The organism is Planobispora rosea (assembly GCF_014648175.1).
Taxonomy (GTDB): Bacteria; Actinomycetota; Actinomycetes; order Streptosporangiales; family Streptosporangiaceae; genus Planobispora; species Planobispora rosea.
In genome coordinates, this window is record NZ_BMQP01000015.1 from 1 (window position 1) to 15,096 (window position 15,096).

The following is a 15,096-nucleotide window of genomic DNA, read 5'->3' on the forward strand; positions in this document are numbered from 1 at the left end:
GGTGGCGGCCGAGCCGGTGCGGGCCGGGGGGCGGCCGGTGCCGGTGACCTTCAGCGCGGGAGTGGCCTGCCGGACCGCCGGGCAGAGCCTGGAAGCCGGGCAGAGCCTGGAAGAACTGCTGCACGCCGCCGACGAGGCGCTGTACGCCGCCAAGCGAACCGGCCGCAACCGGGTCGAGACCGCCGCGGTCCCGGACGCTCACGCGTCCGGAACCGCGGCGTGACGCTCCCGTTCCACGGGAAGTCCGCGAAGTCCTCGAAGATCCCGAAGACCGCGATGATCCCGAAGAACCCGATGATCAGGGACGCGCCTCGATGACCAGGTTGTACTCCGTGGCGAGCGCCACGCGGACCCGGCCGAACCCGGCCTGGGCGAGCACCTGGCCCAGCCGGTCGGCGCCCGCCTGGGCGCCCAGCGCGAGACCGGGCTCCCCCGACAACGAGTGGGGCACGCACATGAACGTCGAGGCGGCGTAGTAGCTCATCGAGACCGGGTTGCCGATCCGGTCCTCCAGCCGGTCGGCCGCCGCGGGCTCGACGAGAAGCAGGGTGCCGTCCTCAGCCAGGCTCTCCCGGGCCCGCCGGGCGGCCGTCACCGGGTCGCTCATGTCGTGCAGGGCGTCGAAGAAGCAGATCAGGTCCCACGGACCGGTGGCGTCCTCGGTGGCGTCGCCGACGTGGAAGTGCGCGCGGGAGTCCACCCCGGCCTTGATCGCGGCCTGGCGCGCGGCCTCGATCGACGCCTCGTGGTAGTCGATCCCCTCGAACCGCGAGGCGGGGAACGCCTCTGCCATGAGGATCGTCGAGATGCCGTGCCCGCAGCCGACGTCCAGGACGTGGGCCCCGGCGCGGAGCCGGTCGACCACGCCGTCCAGGGCCGGCAGCCACTGGTCCACCAGCGACATCCGGTAGAGCGGGCCGAAGAAGCGCGCCACACCGGTGAACAGCCGCGCGTCGTGCCGGTGCCACCCGAAGCCCTCGCCCGTACGGAAGGCCCGCGCGATCCCGTCGACCGCGAGCCACGCGGCGGCGGTGGCCTCGATCTGCCCGGAGCGCGAGGTGATGGCCTCGTCGTCGGCCAGCACCGCGGCGTGCTCGGCGGGGAGCTCGAACCCGCCGGTCGCCGGGTCGTAGTCCAGGTGTCCGGCGACGGCCTGCGTGGACAGCCACTCACGCAGGTACCGCTCCGACAGGCCGGTGCGCTCGGCGAGCTCCGCGCCGGTCAGGGGACCGGCCCCGGTCATGGCCCGGAAGATCCCGAGCAGGTCTCCGAGGTAGTTGGACAGGCTGAGGCTCGCACCGAGCGCCTCCTGCGCGATCTGGGTGTGGAACGCCTCAAGCTTGGTGAGGTCCATGGTCTGTTTCCTCCCGTTGGTCGTGTACCTCAAGGAGGATCGGGGACCGCGCTGCCACGGCCCTGTCGTCCGGCTGTCACCCGCCTGTCGCCGGTTCGCGGCACCCGGCCTTCTGCCGCCGGCTCGCGGTGCCCGGCCTTCGCGGCGCCCGGCCCGGCCGTCCGCTACGCGGTGTCGCTGTCCATCTTCCGGGTGTCGCGGGGCTCGACGTACGGCTCCTGCTCCGGCGGGTGCCCGTCCTCGATCGCGCGGGCGCGGGCGAGCTCGGCGTCGAACTCCACCCCGAGCAGCACGGCGATGTTGGTGATCCACAGCCAGATCAGGAAGATGATGATGCCGGCGAAGGCGGCGTACGTCTTGGAGTAGGAGCCGAAGTTGGCGACGTAGAACCCGAACGCCAGGGAGGCGACGATCCACAGGATGACGGCGAGCACGCTGCCCGGGGTGACCCAGCGGAAGCCCGGGTGCGCCACGTTGGGGGCGGCCCAGTACAGCAGGGCGAGCATCAGCATCACGGCGATCACCAGGACCGGCCACTTGGCGATGTTCCAGACCGCCAGCCCGGTATGGCCCACGCCGAGCACCTGGCCCGCCCTGTCGGCGAGGCCTCCGGTGAACACCACGGCGACCGCTCCGGCCGCAGTCAGGATGACCAGGACGGTGGTGATGGCCAGCCGCAGCGGCAGGGTCTTCCAGATGGGCCGTCCCTCGGGCATCTCGTACATGATGTTGGCGGCTCGCATGAAGGCCGCCACGTAGCCCGAGGCCGACCAGAGCGCGACGGCGATACCGATGATCGTGGCGACCCCGGCGCCGCTCGGGTTGTCCCCCAGCGTACGGAGGAACCCGAGGAGGATGTCCTTGACGGGCCCGGAGGGCAGCGTCTCCATGTTCTGGATGAGCGGCCGGGTCGCCTGCTCGCCGAACAGGCCGAGCAGCGAGACCATCGCCAGCAGCGCGGGGAAGATCGACAGGACCGCGTAGTAGGTGAGCGCGGCGGCCCAGTCGGTGAGCTTGTCCTGCTGGAACTCCTTGACGGTGCGTTTGAGCACTCCCCACCAGGAGCGCTTGGGCAGCTCGGTCGGGCCTTCGGGAGCCTTGTCGCCGGGAGCCTTGTCGCCGCCCCGTCCGCGCGCCGCGTCGCGCTCCCGTCCGCGGGCCGTACCGGTGGAGGATCGTCTGTCGTCGTCGTGGCGTGTCATCGGATGCACCGTCTTCGGAGTGGAAGCCGCTGCCGCTCCGCCTCGGGGAGGCGGAGCGGCAACGTTGGTCGGACGACTGCGGCTACAGCTGGGAGCGGGTCTGGTCGGTGACCTGATGGGCCTGCTCCCGGGCGTGACCGCCCGTGGTCTTCGCGGCCTCGGTGGCGGTCTCCTTGACCTGCTGAGCCGCCTCCTGGGCGATTCCCTTGGCCTCCTGGCCGAGCTGCTGGGCCGAGTCCTGCAGCGCGCTCTTGACCGGTTCGACCATGTCGCCCGCCTGCTCCCTGAGCTGCTCGGCGGCCCGGCTCTCGGCCTCGGTCTTGGGCAGCAGGGCCGCTGCCAGCAGCCCGGCGCCGAAGGCGATCATCCCGGCCGCCAGCGGGTTGCCCTGTGTGCTCCGCATCACCTGTTCCGGCGTCTCCTTCACCACTTCGGTGGCCTGGTAGGCCCCGTGCTTGACGGTCTCGGCGGCCTGCTGGGCGCCGTGCTTGACGGTGTCGGCGGCGCCGGAGGCGCTCTCCCGGACCGTGTGGGCGGCCTGCCCGGCCTGCTCACGCACCCGGTAGGCGGCGTGGGTCGGGGTTCCCATCACGCGCTCACGCACCACGCGCATCTTCTGACGCATCCGCGCGGTGCGGCGCTGCGCGATCCGCCGCGGGCTGGTCCGCTCGGCGAGCCGGTTCACGTCGGCGGCCAGTTCCGCCCGGGTGGCGTTGATCTCCGCCCTTATTTCGTCAGGTTCCGCGCCCATTGTGCGTCCTCCTTGAGCGTCTCGATGGTCTGTTCCGGCTTGGGGGATACCTGCTGCATGCGCTTGCGTCCGTTCACGAACAGCACCGCGCCGATCACCGCCCACACGACGGCGACGATGAGCGCGGCCCAGCCCAGGTCCATGACGTTCCCGAGGCCGAACATGACGGCCAGGGTCACCAGCAGAGCGGTCATGTAACCGGCGAACCCGGCGCCTCCGAGCAGTCCGGCGGCCTTGCCCGCCTTGACCGCCTCCTGGCGGATCTCCGCCTTGGCCAGTTCCACCTCCTGGCGGAACAGCCGGGACATGTCCTCCCCGATCTCACTGATCAGCTGTCCCAGTGACGGGGGTTCCGCAGGTTCCACATGCGTGTCCGCCCGATGATCAGGGCGAGGGGGAGCGCTCATCACGACTCACCGTCCCAGCGGTTCGGCGGGTAGGCGCCCTGCGACTCGGCCGGAATGCTCTCCGGGTAGGTCGGCTGTGCCAGCGGCTCGGCCGGCTGTGCCGACTGATACGGCGACGTCGTGTGCGCCGGCGGGGTCATCGGCCGTACCGGGGTCTCCTGTCCGAAGCTCCCGGCGGTCGGGGTGAAGGTGGAGCCGCTCCCGGTGCCCCGTGACACGGTGCCGCTCGTGGTCTCCTCCGACGTGACGCCCGCCGTGGCCTTGGCGACCCGGCCGGCCAGGAAGCCCGCCACCACCGCCCCGGCCAGGAACAGGCCCGGACGGCGGCGGGCGAAGTTCTGGACCTCGTCCACCACGCCGGCCAGCCCGTTCTCCTCCAGGTAGTCGGCGGCGCGCCGGCCACTGTCGGCGATCTGCTGGACCGCCCCGTGAACCGGGGAGTCCGGCTTGACGGCTTCCTTCATCGACGACAGGTCATCGGCCCACTGGCGGATCCCCTGAGCTGCGCGCCGACTCTGGTGCTGCGTCTGTTCCCCCACTCGGTCACGCAGCTGACCCACGACGCGACGCGCCTGGTTCCTGGCCTCCCCGGCCACCACCCGCGTCTGCTCCTTGGCGGTCTGCGCGACCTCACCCGCGGCCGACTTGGCCTGCTGGGCCGTTGTCTGCGCTCCCCCGCTCTGTCCAGAGTAGTCCCCCGCTCCGGTCGGATACTCGCTCACCGATGCCTCCAGCGGTTGTGCTTTTTTCGGATGAAGCGCCCGCTACCCCCAAGTGCCGCGGACATTCACAAACCGCTTAAAACAGGGTCAACGATCTCCCTTTCCGATCATTTCTTTGCCGCACCCCCCGCACGATCCCCGTCGCCCGGGGATCCCTCCCCCACCTGTGGGTACGGCTCTCGCCGGGGACGGCCGGCCGCCGGTCGAGGTGGGCCATCACTTGGCAGGAGATGTACATGAAACCGGTTCGACGTACGGCGGGCTCCGCCGTGCTCGTCCTGATCCTGTCCGTCCTGGCGCTCGGTCTCCCGGCCTGCGGAGCCGCCGAGGAGACCGGCCGAGGAGACGGCACGGTGTCCACCGCCTCCCCCACCGCCTCCCCCGGCGGCTCCCCGCGGGGCGGCGCGGACGGTTTCCGGATCGGCCTGCTGCTCCCCGAGTCGACGGCCGTCCGCTACGACAGGTTCGACCATCCCTACATCGCCGAGGAGGTCACGGCGCTCTGCCCCACATGCGCGGTGGTGTACAGGAACGCCAACCGGGATCCGGGACGGCAGGAGCAGCAGGTCGACGAGATGCTCGCGAACGACGTCCGGGTTCTGATCCTCGACCCGGTGGACGCCCGGGCGATCGGCCCGGCGGTGGCCAGGGCCAAGGCGAGGGGGGTCGGCGTGGTCTCCTACGACCGCCTGGCCGCGGGCCCGATCGACGCCTACGTCTCCTTCGACAACGTCGAGGTCGGCAGGGCACAGGGCGAGGCCCTGCTCAAGGCGGTCGAGAAGGCCGGGACCCGGGGGCGCGGCCCCGTCGTGATGCTCAACGGCTCGCCCACCGACCCCAACGCGGAGCAGGTCAAACGGGGCGCTCACTCCGTCCTCGACGGCCGGGTGGACATCAGCAGGGAGTACGACATTCCCGACTGGAGCCCTGACCAGGCCAACGCCCGGGCGGCCGAGGCGTTCGCCGAGCTCGGCGCGGACAAGATCGCCGGGGTCTACGCGGCCAACGACGGCATGGCCGCGGGTGCCGCCCAGGCGATGCGCTCCGCCGGGGTTCCCGGGAGGATTCCGCTGACCGGCCAGGACGGCGAGCTCGCGGCCATCCAGCGCATCCTGCTCGGCACCCAGACGATGACCGTCTACAAGCCGATCAGGCCCCAGGCGCGAAGCGCCGCCCGGATGGCCGTCGCCCTCGGCACCGGCACGGCGGTGAGGACCACCCGGACCGTGGACAACGGGACCTCGGCCACGATCCCCGCCGAGATCCTCCGGCCGATCGCGGTCACCGCCGCCACCATCGGCACGACGGTGGTCGCGGACGGCTTCTGGAGGGTCGAGGAGATCTGCGCCGGGGACGTCCGGGCGGCCTGCCGGGCCGCCGGGCTCATCTGACCGCCGAACTCGTCCGACCGGCGGGCTCATCTGACCGCCGAACTCGTCCGACCGCCGGAACCGTCAGGCGTCGCCGTTCACGTCGAAGTAGACCCGCGTGGTGGTACCGGCCGGCCCGGTGTGCACGCGGACCAGGTCGCCGAGGAGGTGCGTCACGAGCAGGCCGCGCGAGCCGAGCTGGTGGGTGTCGGCGGGGTGACGCCCGGCGAGGGGATCGGTGATGTGGCCCGCGTCGCCGATGTCGAAGACCACCCGGCCGTCCTCCCGCCAGATCCGCAGGACGCCCGATCCGCCGCCGTGATCGAGGCTGTTGGCGGCCAGCTCGCTGGCGACCAGCCGCAGGTCGTCCAGGCGGTCGCCGGACAGCCCTGAGCGGGCGGCGTACTCGGCGGCGAAGTCGCGGACCCGCGTCAGGGGGTCGGGATGGAGGTCGTGGCCGTACCGCATCGTGGCGGCGTCCTCGGGGGGCGGCAGCGGCTGGTTGCACTCCCGCAGCACATGGTCCACCTCGTACCGGGAACTGGTCCGGGTTCCGGAGGCGTCCACGATGACGGGATGGGTCTCCTCCGCGTCCTTGATCACCACGGGGTCCAGCCGCTCGACGTCGTACGGGCACAGGATCGTGGCGTCCCGGCCGGCGAACGCGAGGTTGATCAGCGCCTCGTGCTGCAGGCACGCCGGGTACTCGGTCGCGGAACGGCCGGGCCAGATGGGTTCTCCGATGATGCGCACGTGGGTGCCGGGGTGGAGGTCGGCGAAGGCGCGCAGCACGCTGGGAATGATCCGCCCCGGATTGCGCCCGGCCTCGCCCATGTCCAACAGCCGCACCTCGGCGGCCGCGCGCTCACCCAGCGCCTCGCGGATCAGGTTCAGGTTCCCCCGCGGTACGGCGACCGCGACCGGTTCCTCCGCCGCCAGCCCTTCCAGGATGAAGGGCACCGTACCCCTGAGGTAGTCATCGGCTCCGCGGTAGAAGAGGGCCGGGTGTTCGAAAGGACCGGGCGTGTGCGGCAGTGACCGCCCAGAAATCGACCCCTCTGGTTCGCTTGCCACCACTAACCGCCCCAAATTGATGAACCGACATCTCCAACGTACCCTCTGCCCCATTTTCGGGAACAAGGATCCGCCAAGTGACATCATGCACGTCCATCTTTCTCCTCAGCAGATCCGGCCGGGCCGTATGACTCGCCGGAAGCGGGACGCGCCGGCGAGAACGGCGGCTCGCGCGGGGTCAGGCGCCGAGGACTTCGGCGATCCGGTGGACGGAACCGTCCCAGGGACGTGCGGTGATCACGGGGATCCCGGGCTCCACGGCCGCCCGGCGAGCCAATCCCCGTAGCGGGCGCTCACCCCGGCGCGCTTGAGCTGTTCTCCGGCCCCCGGTTCGCGACGGCGGTAGTTCTCCACGATCTGACTCGCCGATCGGGATCCCGTAGTGCCGTGCCAGCCGGTAGGCGACCCGGCTCTTCCCCGTTCCCGACGCACCCGCGAGCAGGAGCGCCTTCCAGTCGTTCGCCACGAGGAAGAACGTAGTCCATCCATCGATAAGTGCCTCTGTAGGGAAAGATGTCTGATATGCGGATTCTGATCATCGGTGGCACCCGGTTCGTCGGCCGGCACATCACCGAGGCCGCGCTCGCGGCCGGACACGACGTCTCCCTGCTGCACCGGGGACGGACCGGACCGGACCTCTTCCCCGAGGCGGAGCACATCCTGGCCGACCGCGACACCGGTCTGTCGGCCCTGGACGGCCGGGAGTGGGACGTCACGATCGACGTCAGCGCCTACCTGCCGTCCCAGGTCGAGGCGCTGGCCGGCGCCGTCTCGACCGGGCAGTACGTCTTCGTCTCCACCACGGCCGTCTACGCCACCCCCGAGGCGCCCGGCTTCACCGAGGACTCCCCGCTCGCGGAGCTCGCCGACCCCGGCGGCCCGGTCCCCGGGGCGGTCACCCCGGAGACGTACGGCCCGCTGAAGGTCCTGTGCGAGCGGGCGGCGACCGCCCGGTTCGGCGCGGGCACCCTGATCGTCCGCCCGACCTACGTGATCGGCCCGTACGACTACACCGGCCGTTTCACCTACTGGGTCAACCGGATCGCCCGCGGCGGCGAGGTCCTGGCCCCCGGCGCCCCCGACGACCCGATCCAGGTGATCGACGGACGCGACATGGCCTCCTGGATCATCGCCATGGTGGAGAAGGGGAACGGCGGCACCTTCCATGCCGTCAGCCCGCCCCCGCCGTTCACCTTCGGCGACATGCTGGAGGCGATCACCGCCGAGGTCGCCCCGCCGGGAACCACGCTGACCTGGGTGGACGCGGACTTCCTGCTCGCCCGCGGGGAGAACGGCCGTTCCCTTCCGCTGTGGGGCGAGGGGGACGCGTGGACGGCGGCCAACACCGCCGATCCGTCCGCCGCCCACGCCGCCGGCCTCACGCCGCGTCCGCTCGCCCAGTCGATCCGCGAGATCCGCGCGTCCGAGGCGGACTACTCCGTCGAGACCACGATCACCCCGGATCGGGAGGCCGAGCTCCTGGCCGCCTGGCGCGCGCGCTGATCATTCTGCGGAGTCCGGCAGAACCGGAATCTGCCAGAATCGGATCATGCTGAACATCCGGACTGTCGTGCTGGGCGTCGACGACGTGCCGCGGGCGATCGAGTTCTGGACCCGGGCGCTGGGCTACGTCCCGCGCCCGGGTGAGGTCCGGGACGACTGGGCCGTGCTCGAACCGGCCGACGGTGGCGGCGGTATCGCGCTGGCGCTCGACCTCAGCGAGTCCCCCGTGCAGGAGCACCCGCGCATCCACATCGACCTCTACGCCCGTGACACCGCCGACCAGGCCGCCGAGGTGGAGCGGCTGATCGCGCTCGGCGCCGGGCGGGTCGACTGGGACCTCTACCCCGAGGACCCCGACTTCGTCGTCCTGGCCGACCCCGACGGCAACCGCTTCTGCGTCATCGACCCGACCCACTGAGCCCTGCCCCACTGAGCTTCGGCCCACTGAGCTTCGGTCCGCTGAGCCCCGGCCCGCCGGGTGCCGCCGTACCGGCCAGCGCCAGATCCACGGCGCGCTCGACGTGCAGGCGGGTGGAGTCGAACACCGGGACCGGGCTGTCCTCCGGACCGATCAGCAAGGTGATCTCCGTGCAGCCCAGGATGATCCCCCGGGCCCCGCGGGCGGCCAGATCCGCGATGATCTCCCGATAGGCGCGGCGGGAGGCGTCCTCCACCCGGTTGCGGGTCAGCTCCCGGTAGATGACGTCGTGCACCAGGGCGCGGCCGGGTTCGTCGGGGACCAGCAGGTCGATCCCGTGCTCGCGCATCCGGTCGCGGTAGAAGTCCATCTCCATCGTGAACCGGGTGCCGAGCAGTCCCACGGTCGTGAGTCCCGCCTCGGTGATCCGCGCCGCCGTGGCGTCGACGATGTGCACGAACGGCACCTCGATCGCGGCCTCGATCTCCCCCGCGACCCGGTGCATGGTGTTGGTGCACAGCAGGACCAGCTCCGCCCCGCCCTCCTGGAGGGTCCTCGCCGCCCGGGACAGCAGCCGACCGGCCGCGGCCCAGTCTCCCGCGCGCTGCATGGCCTCGATCTCGGCGAAGTCCACGGTCAGCATGAGGCTGCGGGCGCAGTGGTGGCCGCCCAGCCGGCGGCGGACCTCCTCGTTCAGCAGACGGTAGTACTCCGCCGAGGATTCCCAGCTCATGCCGCCGATCAGGCCGATGGTTCGTGTCATGCGGAAATCCTGACGCGGTAGCCGCCCCATAGGTAGACCTGGATTTCTTTGACGACATCCAAGGAATACTTATGGCATGACCCACGGCATGGATCCCCACCGCCTGCTGGTCTTCCGGGAGATCGCCCACGCCGGGTCGATCGCGGGCGCGGCCCGCGCTCTCGGCTGGACCCAGCCCGCGGTCAGCCAGCACCTGCGCCACCTGGAGCGGCGGGCGGGGATGGCCCTCGTGCTGCGTCTCCCGCGCGGCGTCCGGCTCACCGAGGCGGGCCGGCTCCTGCTCGGCCACGCCGACGCCGTCGCCGCCCGCCTGCAGGCCGCCGCCGACGACCTCGACGCGCTGGCCCAGCTGCGGGAGGGCACCGTACGGCTGGCCGCCTTCCCCTCGGCCAGCGCCACCGTCGTCCCGGCCGCCATGGACCTGCTGCTCCGGCGTCATCCGGGAGTGGACGTACGGCTGCGCGAGGCCGAACCGCCCGAGGCGTCCGACCTGCTGGCCGCCGGGGAGGCGGACCTGGCCGTGACGTTCGCCCACGCCGGTCAGGAACCGGACGACCATCCCGGGCTGGTGCGGACCCCGGTGGGCGAGGACCCGCTGCTGCTGGTCCTGCCGCGCTCGCATCCGCAGGCCGTCCCCGGCGACCGGCCGGTGGACCTGCGGTCGCTGGCCGCCGACGGGTGGATCGCCGGCTGCGAGCGGTGCGCCGCCGGACTCCGCCGCGCCTGCGAGGAGGCCGGGTTCGTCCCGGACGTACGGCACGGCACCGACGACTACGTGGTCACCCAGGCGCTGATCGCCCGAGGCCTGGGGGTGGGGCTCCTGCCCCGTCTGGCCCTGGACGCCTTCACCGCCCCCGGCGTCGCCGTCCGGCCCGTCCCGGGGCTCCGCCCCCGCACGCTGTACCTGACCCATCCCCGCGAGACCGACCAGATCCCGGCGGTCCGCGCCGCCGTGCAGGCCCTCCGCGACGTTCTCGCCCCGCGCGTCCGGGCCGCGGGTGACCCGGACCACGGGTGACCCGGGCCACGGGTGACCCGGGCCGCATCCGTCAGGACGTCCAGCCGAACAGCGCGCACAGCCGCGGAAGCCGCCGCGCGTTCTCCTCCGTTCCCGGCCGAGACCGATGAGCCACTCCCGGAAGCAGTCGAACGACGCGTCGGAGTACCATCCGGCGATCACGGAAGTCGCGGCCCGCAGCGGCCACTGGAAGGCGGCCAGGCTGAGCCGGTGCCGGTGCTCGTTGAAGGCGCCCCGACGATCCGGCCGGTCCCGCAGCCGCGCCGCCCGCCCGCGGCGGCCGTCATCCAGAACGCTCACCGACGATCGCCCGGAGCGCGGCGACGTGACCCCGGTAGGCGGCGCGGCCGGGTTCGGTGAGCTGGAGCCAGACGCGCTGGCGGGTGTCGCGCACGGCTTTGCGCTGTTTGACGTAACCGGCCTCGATCAGCACTCCCACCTGCTTGCTGAGCACGGAGGCGCTGACCCCGAGCTGCTGCTGGACCGTGCCGAACTCGGCCTCGGCGACCGCATCCAGCAGGGCGCAGATCCGCAGCCGGTTCGGCGCGTGGATCGTCGCGTCGAAGCCGTCCGGGGAGTCGCCGACCACCGTCATGCCGACTTCCGGGAGGGCCTGCGGCAGTAGAGGGTGAGGGTGAACATGACGACGGCGTTCACCGCCGCCGAGACGCCCCAGCCCCACTCCAGGCCGTATCGCACGTCGAGCACGGTGGCGCCCGCCATGAGGCCCACGAGGAACAGCGCCGCCAGCGACATCACCACCACCTGGCGCCTGTCGCCTCTGCTCACGATCCCGGACCTGTCGAGGAACACCCGCATCGCGACCACGATCCCGGCGACCAACGCCACGGACACGACGGCTCCGGCGGGCTGCGGAAGCAGCACGCTCAGCGGAGACGCCGCGCTCAGCAGGGCGATGGCGACGGGGTACCACATCGGCATCGGGGTGGCGCGGAGGGTGGCCTGGACCTGCTCCACCTCGCGGAGAGCTGCGGCGGCCTCCTCACGGGAGAGCACGGGGACGGAGTTCTGAGAACTCGCGTGTGTTTCCATGACGGAAAGCCAACCACTGACTTTCCATATCGTCAACTCTAGGCTTTCCGTCATGGAAAGACGCGGACTCGGCGCCTCTCGCGCCCACGGGCTCAGCCGGGGAAGCCGATCTCCACCCGGCGGTTCCTGGCGCGGCCCTCGGGGTTGTCTCCGCCGTCGGGGGCGGTGTTGGGGGCGACGGGGTCGGCCGCGCCGTGGCCTTCGACGATGAAGGTGATCCCCTTGCCGTCCAGCAGCCGCTCCAGAGCCTGTCGTACGGCCTGGGCACGCCGCCGTGACAGGTCCAGGTTGTAGGCGTCGCCGCCCTTGGTGTCGGTGTAGCCGTCGATGCGCACCCGCTCGCCCCCGGCCTCGGCGGCAAGTGTCTTCGCGGCCTGCGCCAGGCGGCTCCTGGCCTTGGCGGTGAGCGTCGCCCTGTCGAAGGCGAACAGCACGTCGGCCGCCACGGTGATCTTCCGTTCGGTGCCCCTGCTCTCGTCCGTGAGCGATCCGTCCAGGGTGGCGACGCGCTCGCCGATGTCGAGAACCCGGCCCTGGACGTCGAGCACCGGGGCGGTCAGGTCGAGGACGGGCGCGGTGACCGGGGGACCCGCCTCCACCGGGATCGGGGTGGGCGACGGCTGCGGCGCGGGGGTCAGCAGGGTGGCGACGACGGCCAGCGCGCTAGCCGAGCGGTACATCGGCCAGCGTCCCGACGTTGGGGATGTGCACGTCCATCGACGTCACACCCTCGGGCGGGGCGGCGAAGGTGGCGGAGAACGCCGCGCTCTCGCCCTCCTTGAGGAACAGCGACCCGATCCGGCTGCAGACGCACGCGTTGTCGCTGTCCAGTGCGACCAGGTGCTTCTTGGCGTTCCTGGTGTCGACCAGGAACACCCCGTCGACAGTGGGGTGCTGCTGCGGGACGGCGGAGAAGGCGTTGTTCACCTGCCAGCCCAGTCCGCCGTCACCCTTGGTCACGGTGACGGTGAAGGTGAGGTTCACGAACCGGTCGCGACGGAGGAATTGCACGATCTCCACCCGGAAGCGGTGATTGTCGAGAGCGCCTTCCCGGCCGGCCACGACCTTGTCCGGTGGCGCCGTCGACTCCGCCGCCGGGGCCTTCGAGCCGGAGGAGGTGAGTTCCACCTGCTCCTTCGGGACGTCCCGGGCGGTCTGGCCGAACCGGCAGCCCGTGACGGCCAGGACCAGCGCCGCCACGGTTACGATCTTCATCGTCCTCATGGGACGAGAATCCTAATAAGCGGCTTTTACTTATTTCTAGTACAAATTCATGATTTCAAGACATGCTAAGCGCGCCAACTAATGCCTAATGGGCAAATTGGCCTGGACATATATTGTCAAACTGGGCGAGAGGACGACAGCCGGAAATTTGGGCAGATCCGGACAAAGGCACCAATACGCTCGGAGTATGTCCGAAGAACCCACGCGAACCGGCCCCGGGAACTCCCTGATGGAGACGGAGCCTCGATGGGGGGAGACCGGGCTCGCACGGACTGTACCCGGCACGGACGGCGCCCGGGAGGCGGACGCCGTGGAGCTGGCGAGCACGGGCCGGGGCAGCGTCGTACTCTCCCTGGCCGGTTTCCAGGACCAGTGGGTGACCGTCGCCTCCATCGCCGGGAAGCCGCAGCGCGGGGGCGTGCCCGTGCTCCTGCTGGGCGAGCGCGAAGGGGCCTACGCGTTCTACGACTGCGTCCGCCGGGAGACCTTCCGGCTGCCGGTGGGATCGACCTCGCTCCACCGCTTCGAGCTCGAACCCGACCGCCCCGACGACTTCACCTGCGACGCGCTGACGGCCGCACCCTGATCCGGGCGGGCCGGCCCCGCCCGTGGGAGCATAGGGGCACGTCTTTCGTGTTCCACGAAAAATCTGAGAAAGGCGTGAAACGCAACGCCGTTGCCGGACAGGTACGAGGTGACCGAGTCCCCGGCGGAAGGAAGCAGCGTGGGTCCCCCTGACCCCAAGCGGCGCTTCGAGGAGATCTACACCGCGCACTACCCCGATCTCCTGGCGTACGTACGGCGGCGCACCGGCTCCCCCGACGACGCCGCCGACGCGCTCGCCGAGACGTTCACCACGGCCTGGCGCCGCCTGGACGACGTCCCCGAGGGACACGACGCCCGCCTGTGGCTGTACGGGGTGGCCCGGCGCGTGCTGGCCAACGGCCGCCGCGCCGAGACCCGCCGGACCGAGCTGGCCGTACGGCTCCGCGCGGAGCTCACCGTGTGGGCCGAGCGCGACGGCGGAGCCCGGAACGCCGCCGAGGACGACCCCGGCGGGATCCGCGCGGCGTTCATGCGACTCAGCCCCGACGACCGAGAACTGCTCTCCCTGGTGAGCTGGGAGGGCCTGGACCACGAGGAGATCGCGACCGTGATGGGCTGCTCGCGCGGGGCCGTACGCCTCCGGCTGCACCGGGCGCGCAAACGGCTCGCCCGGGAGCTCGACTCCGCCGGGCTCGACCTGGCCAGGTACGGCTCGCGCGCGGTCGCGCTGGCGAAGGGGGACGTGTGATGCACGACGTCGACCGCCTCGTGGCGGGCATCGCCCCCGACCCCGGCCCCGGCATGACCCCGGGAGCCCGGGAGCTGTTCGACGAGATCACCGCCGTCGCGCCCGCTCCGCGCCGCCGGTTCGCCTGGCTCACCGCGCCGTTCCGCGCCGGGATCGTACGGCGCCGCCGGTGGACGACCCTGCCGATCGTCGTCGCGTCGGCGGTCCTGGGGGTGATAGTGACCTGGACGTTCCCCGGTGCTCTGGGTTCCCGCCCCGCCTCCGCCGCGCTGGACGTCAAGAGGGAGGGCGACTACTACGTCATCACGGTGAAGGACCTGTTCGCCGATCCCGGGCGGTACGAGTCCGAACTCGAATCCCTCGGCCTGAACATCAGACTCAGTGTCAAGCCCGCCTCCCCCGGCGGGGTGGGTCAGTTGCTCAGGGTGGACGAGGAGGCCGAGACGAACCGCATCCGCCGTCTCGTCAGGGAGGGGAAGCTGAAGGCCGGAGACGTCATCGAACCCGGTGAGGGCACCATCGTCGCCGTCGAGTCGTCCGGTTCCTGCCCCACCCTGTTCCCCTGCCACATCGGCCTGAAAGTCCCGGTGGGCTACACCGACAACGCGGAGATCTCCCTCGGGCGGGCGGCCCGTCCCGGCGAGGAGTACGCGGACCGGCCCGACCTGGGCCAGCCGCACCAGGTCTTCCACTGCGTCCCGTACGCCAACAGGACCGTCGCCGAGGTGACGGCCACGCTCCGGGCGCACGGCATCCGGCCGACCTGGACCTCCTACTCCACCATGAAGCCCCAGACCTCGCTCCCCGGCGACTGGTACGTCTACGAGGGCTTCATGACCTCGGCGGACGAGGCGTTCATCCTGGCCAACCCCACGCCGCACCGTACGCCCCGGCCGCTGAAGGTCTTCTGCCCCGAAGGGTCATAACCCTCGGGAGGTCGTGA

General features: G+C 71.4%; 19 protein-coding genes. 8 read left to right on the forward strand and 11 right to left on the reverse strand.

Features of this window, described 5'->3' with window-relative positions; genetic code table 11:
- On the forward strand, positions 1-223 hold a 223-nt coding region (locus tag IEZ08_RS16535), incomplete at its 5' end, for a diguanylate cyclase domain-containing protein (protein ID WP_189242436.1).
- A 75-nt stretch (positions 224-298) separates the two neighbouring features.
- Here the strand turns inward: IEZ08_RS16535 and IEZ08_RS16540 are convergent.
- From IEZ08_RS16540 to IEZ08_RS16560, 5 genes are all read right to left on the reverse strand, one after another.
- Entirely contained in the window at positions 299-1,354 is a 1,056-nt protein-coding gene (locus IEZ08_RS16540; protein ID WP_068927539.1) for a class I SAM-dependent methyltransferase, read from the reverse strand.
- 164 nt (positions 1,355-1,518) lie between these two features.
- A complete protein-coding gene (locus tag IEZ08_RS16545) occupies positions 1,519-2,556 on the reverse strand; it encodes a YihY/virulence factor BrkB family protein (RefSeq protein WP_189242437.1) in 1,038 nt (345 codons plus the stop codon).
- An 82-nt stretch (positions 2,557-2,638) separates the two neighbouring features.
- On the reverse strand, positions 2,639-3,307 hold the full coding sequence (locus tag IEZ08_RS16550) for a DUF3618 domain-containing protein (RefSeq protein ID WP_068927541.1): 669 nt from the start codon (positions 3,305-3,307) through the stop codon (positions 2,639-2,641).
- The gene (locus tag IEZ08_RS16555; RefSeq protein WP_068927543.1) at positions 3,283-3,714 is read right to left on the reverse strand and encodes a phage holin family protein; all 432 of its coding nucleotides are present in this window, start codon (positions 3,712-3,714) and stop codon (positions 3,283-3,285) included. Before IEZ08_RS16555 ends, IEZ08_RS16550 begins: the two co-directional genes overlap by 25 nt.
- The gene (locus IEZ08_RS16560) at positions 3,714-4,436 is read right to left on the reverse strand and encodes a hypothetical protein (protein WP_189242438.1); all 723 of its coding nucleotides are present in this window, start codon (positions 4,434-4,436) and stop codon (positions 3,714-3,716) included. Before IEZ08_RS16560 ends, IEZ08_RS16555 begins: the two co-directional genes overlap by 1 nt.
- Before the next feature lie 236 nt (positions 4,437-4,672).
- Between IEZ08_RS16560 and IEZ08_RS16565 the strand changes: the two genes are divergently transcribed.
- On the forward strand, positions 4,673-5,827 hold the full coding sequence (locus tag IEZ08_RS16565; RefSeq protein WP_189242439.1) for a sugar ABC transporter substrate-binding protein: 1,155 nt from the start codon (positions 4,673-4,675) through the stop codon (positions 5,825-5,827).
- A 63-nt stretch (positions 5,828-5,890) separates the two neighbouring features.
- On the opposite strand, the gene IEZ08_RS16570 is transcribed toward IEZ08_RS16565, so the two are convergent.
- Positions 5,891-6,883 (reverse strand): anti-sigma factor RsbA family regulatory protein, encoded by a 993-nt coding sequence (locus tag IEZ08_RS16570; RefSeq protein WP_307815397.1) that lies wholly within the window; start codon positions 6,881-6,883, stop codon positions 5,891-5,893.
- A 519-nt stretch (positions 6,884-7,402) separates the two neighbouring features.
- Here IEZ08_RS16570 and IEZ08_RS16575 point away from each other — a divergent pair.
- Entirely contained in the window at positions 7,403-8,383 is a 981-nt protein-coding gene (locus tag IEZ08_RS16575) for an NAD-dependent epimerase/dehydratase family protein (protein ID WP_068927547.1), read from the forward strand.
- 46 nt (positions 8,384-8,429) lie between these two features.
- Positions 8,430-8,801, forward strand: a complete 372-nt coding sequence (locus tag IEZ08_RS16580; RefSeq protein WP_068927549.1) for a VOC family protein — start codon at positions 8,430-8,432, stop codon at positions 8,799-8,801.
- Here the strand turns inward: IEZ08_RS16580 and IEZ08_RS16585 are convergent.
- Positions 8,782-9,564, reverse strand: coding sequence for an aspartate/glutamate racemase family protein (locus IEZ08_RS16585; protein WP_084780736.1), 783 nt, complete (start codon positions 9,562-9,564; stop codon positions 8,782-8,784). The two genes, IEZ08_RS16580 and IEZ08_RS16585, sit on opposite strands and share 20 nt — an antisense overlap.
- Positions 9,565-9,640: 76 nt before the next feature.
- Between IEZ08_RS16585 and IEZ08_RS16590 the strand changes: the two genes are divergently transcribed.
- The gene (locus IEZ08_RS16590) at positions 9,641-10,582 is read left to right on the forward strand and encodes a LysR family transcriptional regulator (protein WP_203863389.1); all 942 of its coding nucleotides are present in this window, start codon (positions 9,641-9,643) and stop codon (positions 10,580-10,582) included.
- 283 nt (positions 10,583-10,865) lie between these two features.
- On the opposite strand, the gene IEZ08_RS16595 is transcribed toward IEZ08_RS16590, so the two are convergent.
- The 4 genes from IEZ08_RS16595 to IEZ08_RS16610 all read right to left on the reverse strand — a co-directional run bounded on the left by IEZ08_RS16595 (position 10,866) and on the right by IEZ08_RS16610 (position 12,850).
- Positions 10,866-11,177, reverse strand: a complete 312-nt coding sequence (locus tag IEZ08_RS16595) for a transcriptional regulator (protein ID WP_068927552.1) — start codon at positions 11,175-11,177, stop codon at positions 10,866-10,868.
- On the reverse strand, positions 11,174-11,635 hold the full coding sequence (locus tag IEZ08_RS16600; RefSeq protein WP_189242440.1) for a hypothetical protein: 462 nt from the start codon (positions 11,633-11,635) through the stop codon (positions 11,174-11,176). Before IEZ08_RS16600 ends, IEZ08_RS16595 begins: the two co-directional genes overlap by 4 nt.
- A 92-nt stretch (positions 11,636-11,727) precedes the next feature.
- Entirely contained in the window at positions 11,728-12,315 is a 588-nt protein-coding gene (locus IEZ08_RS16605) for an OmpA family protein (protein WP_189242441.1), read from the reverse strand.
- Positions 12,299-12,850: a hypothetical protein gene (locus tag IEZ08_RS16610; RefSeq protein ID WP_068927557.1), complete on the reverse strand. Its 552-nt coding sequence runs from the start codon at positions 12,848-12,850 to the stop codon at positions 12,299-12,301. The genes IEZ08_RS16605 and IEZ08_RS16610 overlap by 17 nt, the downstream gene beginning before the upstream one ends.
- A gap of 196 nt (positions 12,851-13,046) precedes the next feature.
- On the opposite strand from IEZ08_RS16610, the gene IEZ08_RS16615 reads away from it, so the two are divergent.
- From IEZ08_RS16615 to IEZ08_RS16625, 3 genes are all read left to right on the forward strand, one after another.
- Complete coding sequence (locus tag IEZ08_RS16615; protein ID WP_189242442.1) at positions 13,047-13,445, forward strand: hypothetical protein; 399 nt, start codon at positions 13,047-13,049, stop codon at positions 13,443-13,445.
- A 138-nt stretch (positions 13,446-13,583) separates the two neighbouring features.
- A complete protein-coding gene (locus IEZ08_RS16620; protein WP_068927561.1) occupies positions 13,584-14,153 on the forward strand; it encodes an RNA polymerase sigma factor in 570 nt (189 codons plus the stop codon).
- Positions 14,153-15,079, forward strand: a complete 927-nt coding sequence (locus IEZ08_RS16625; RefSeq protein ID WP_189242443.1) for a hypothetical protein — start codon at positions 14,153-14,155, stop codon at positions 15,077-15,079. Before IEZ08_RS16620 ends, IEZ08_RS16625 begins: the two co-directional genes overlap by 1 nt.
- Positions 15,080-15,096 lie beyond the last annotated feature (17 nt).

What these genes read in the sequence shown, in the direction of transcription:
- IEZ08_RS16540 (WP_068927539.1), bottom strand. Translation starts at nt 1,354, where the DNA reads ATGGACCTCACCAAGCTTGAGGCGTTCCACACCCAGATCGCGCAGGAG.
- IEZ08_RS16545 (WP_189242437.1), bottom strand. Translation starts at nt 2,556, where the DNA reads ATGACACGCCACGACGACGACAGACGATCCTCCACCGGTACGGCCCGC.
- IEZ08_RS16550 (WP_068927541.1), bottom strand. Translation starts at nt 3,307, where the DNA reads ATGGGCGCGGAACCTGACGAAATAAGGGCGGAGATCAACGCCACCCGG.
- IEZ08_RS16555 (WP_068927543.1), bottom strand. Translation starts at nt 3,714, where the DNA reads ATGAGCGCTCCCCCTCGCCCTGATCATCGGGCGGACACGCATGTGGAA.
- IEZ08_RS16565 (WP_189242439.1), top strand. Translation starts at nt 4,673, where the DNA reads ATGAAACCGGTTCGACGTACGGCGGGCTCCGCCGTGCTCGTCCTGATC.
- IEZ08_RS16575 (WP_068927547.1), top strand. Translation starts at nt 7,403, where the DNA reads ATGCGGATTCTGATCATCGGTGGCACCCGGTTCGTCGGCCGGCACATC.
- IEZ08_RS16580 (WP_068927549.1), top strand. Translation starts at nt 8,430, where the DNA reads ATGCTGAACATCCGGACTGTCGTGCTGGGCGTCGACGACGTGCCGCGG.
- IEZ08_RS16585 (WP_084780736.1), bottom strand. Translation starts at nt 9,564, where the DNA reads ATGACACGAACCATCGGCCTGATCGGCGGCATGAGCTGGGAATCCTCG.
- IEZ08_RS16590 (WP_203863389.1), top strand. Translation starts at nt 9,641, where the DNA reads ATGACCCACGGCATGGATCCCCACCGCCTGCTGGTCTTCCGGGAGATC.
- IEZ08_RS16595 (WP_068927552.1), bottom strand. Translation starts at nt 11,177, where the DNA reads ATGACGGTGGTCGGCGACTCCCCGGACGGCTTCGACGCGACGATCCAC.
- IEZ08_RS16600 (WP_189242440.1), bottom strand. Translation starts at nt 11,635, where the DNA reads ATGGAAACACACGCGAGTTCTCAGAACTCCGTCCCCGTGCTCTCCCGT.
- IEZ08_RS16605 (WP_189242441.1), bottom strand. Translation starts at nt 12,315, where the DNA reads ATGTACCGCTCGGCTAGCGCGCTGGCCGTCGTCGCCACCCTGCTGACC.
- IEZ08_RS16610 (WP_068927557.1), bottom strand. Translation starts at nt 12,850, where the DNA reads ATGAAGATCGTAACCGTGGCGGCGCTGGTCCTGGCCGTCACGGGCTGC.
- IEZ08_RS16615 (WP_189242442.1), top strand. Translation starts at nt 13,047, where the DNA reads ATGTCCGAAGAACCCACGCGAACCGGCCCCGGGAACTCCCTGATGGAG.
- IEZ08_RS16625 (WP_189242443.1), top strand. Translation starts at nt 14,153, where the DNA reads ATGCACGACGTCGACCGCCTCGTGGCGGGCATCGCCCCCGACCCCGGC.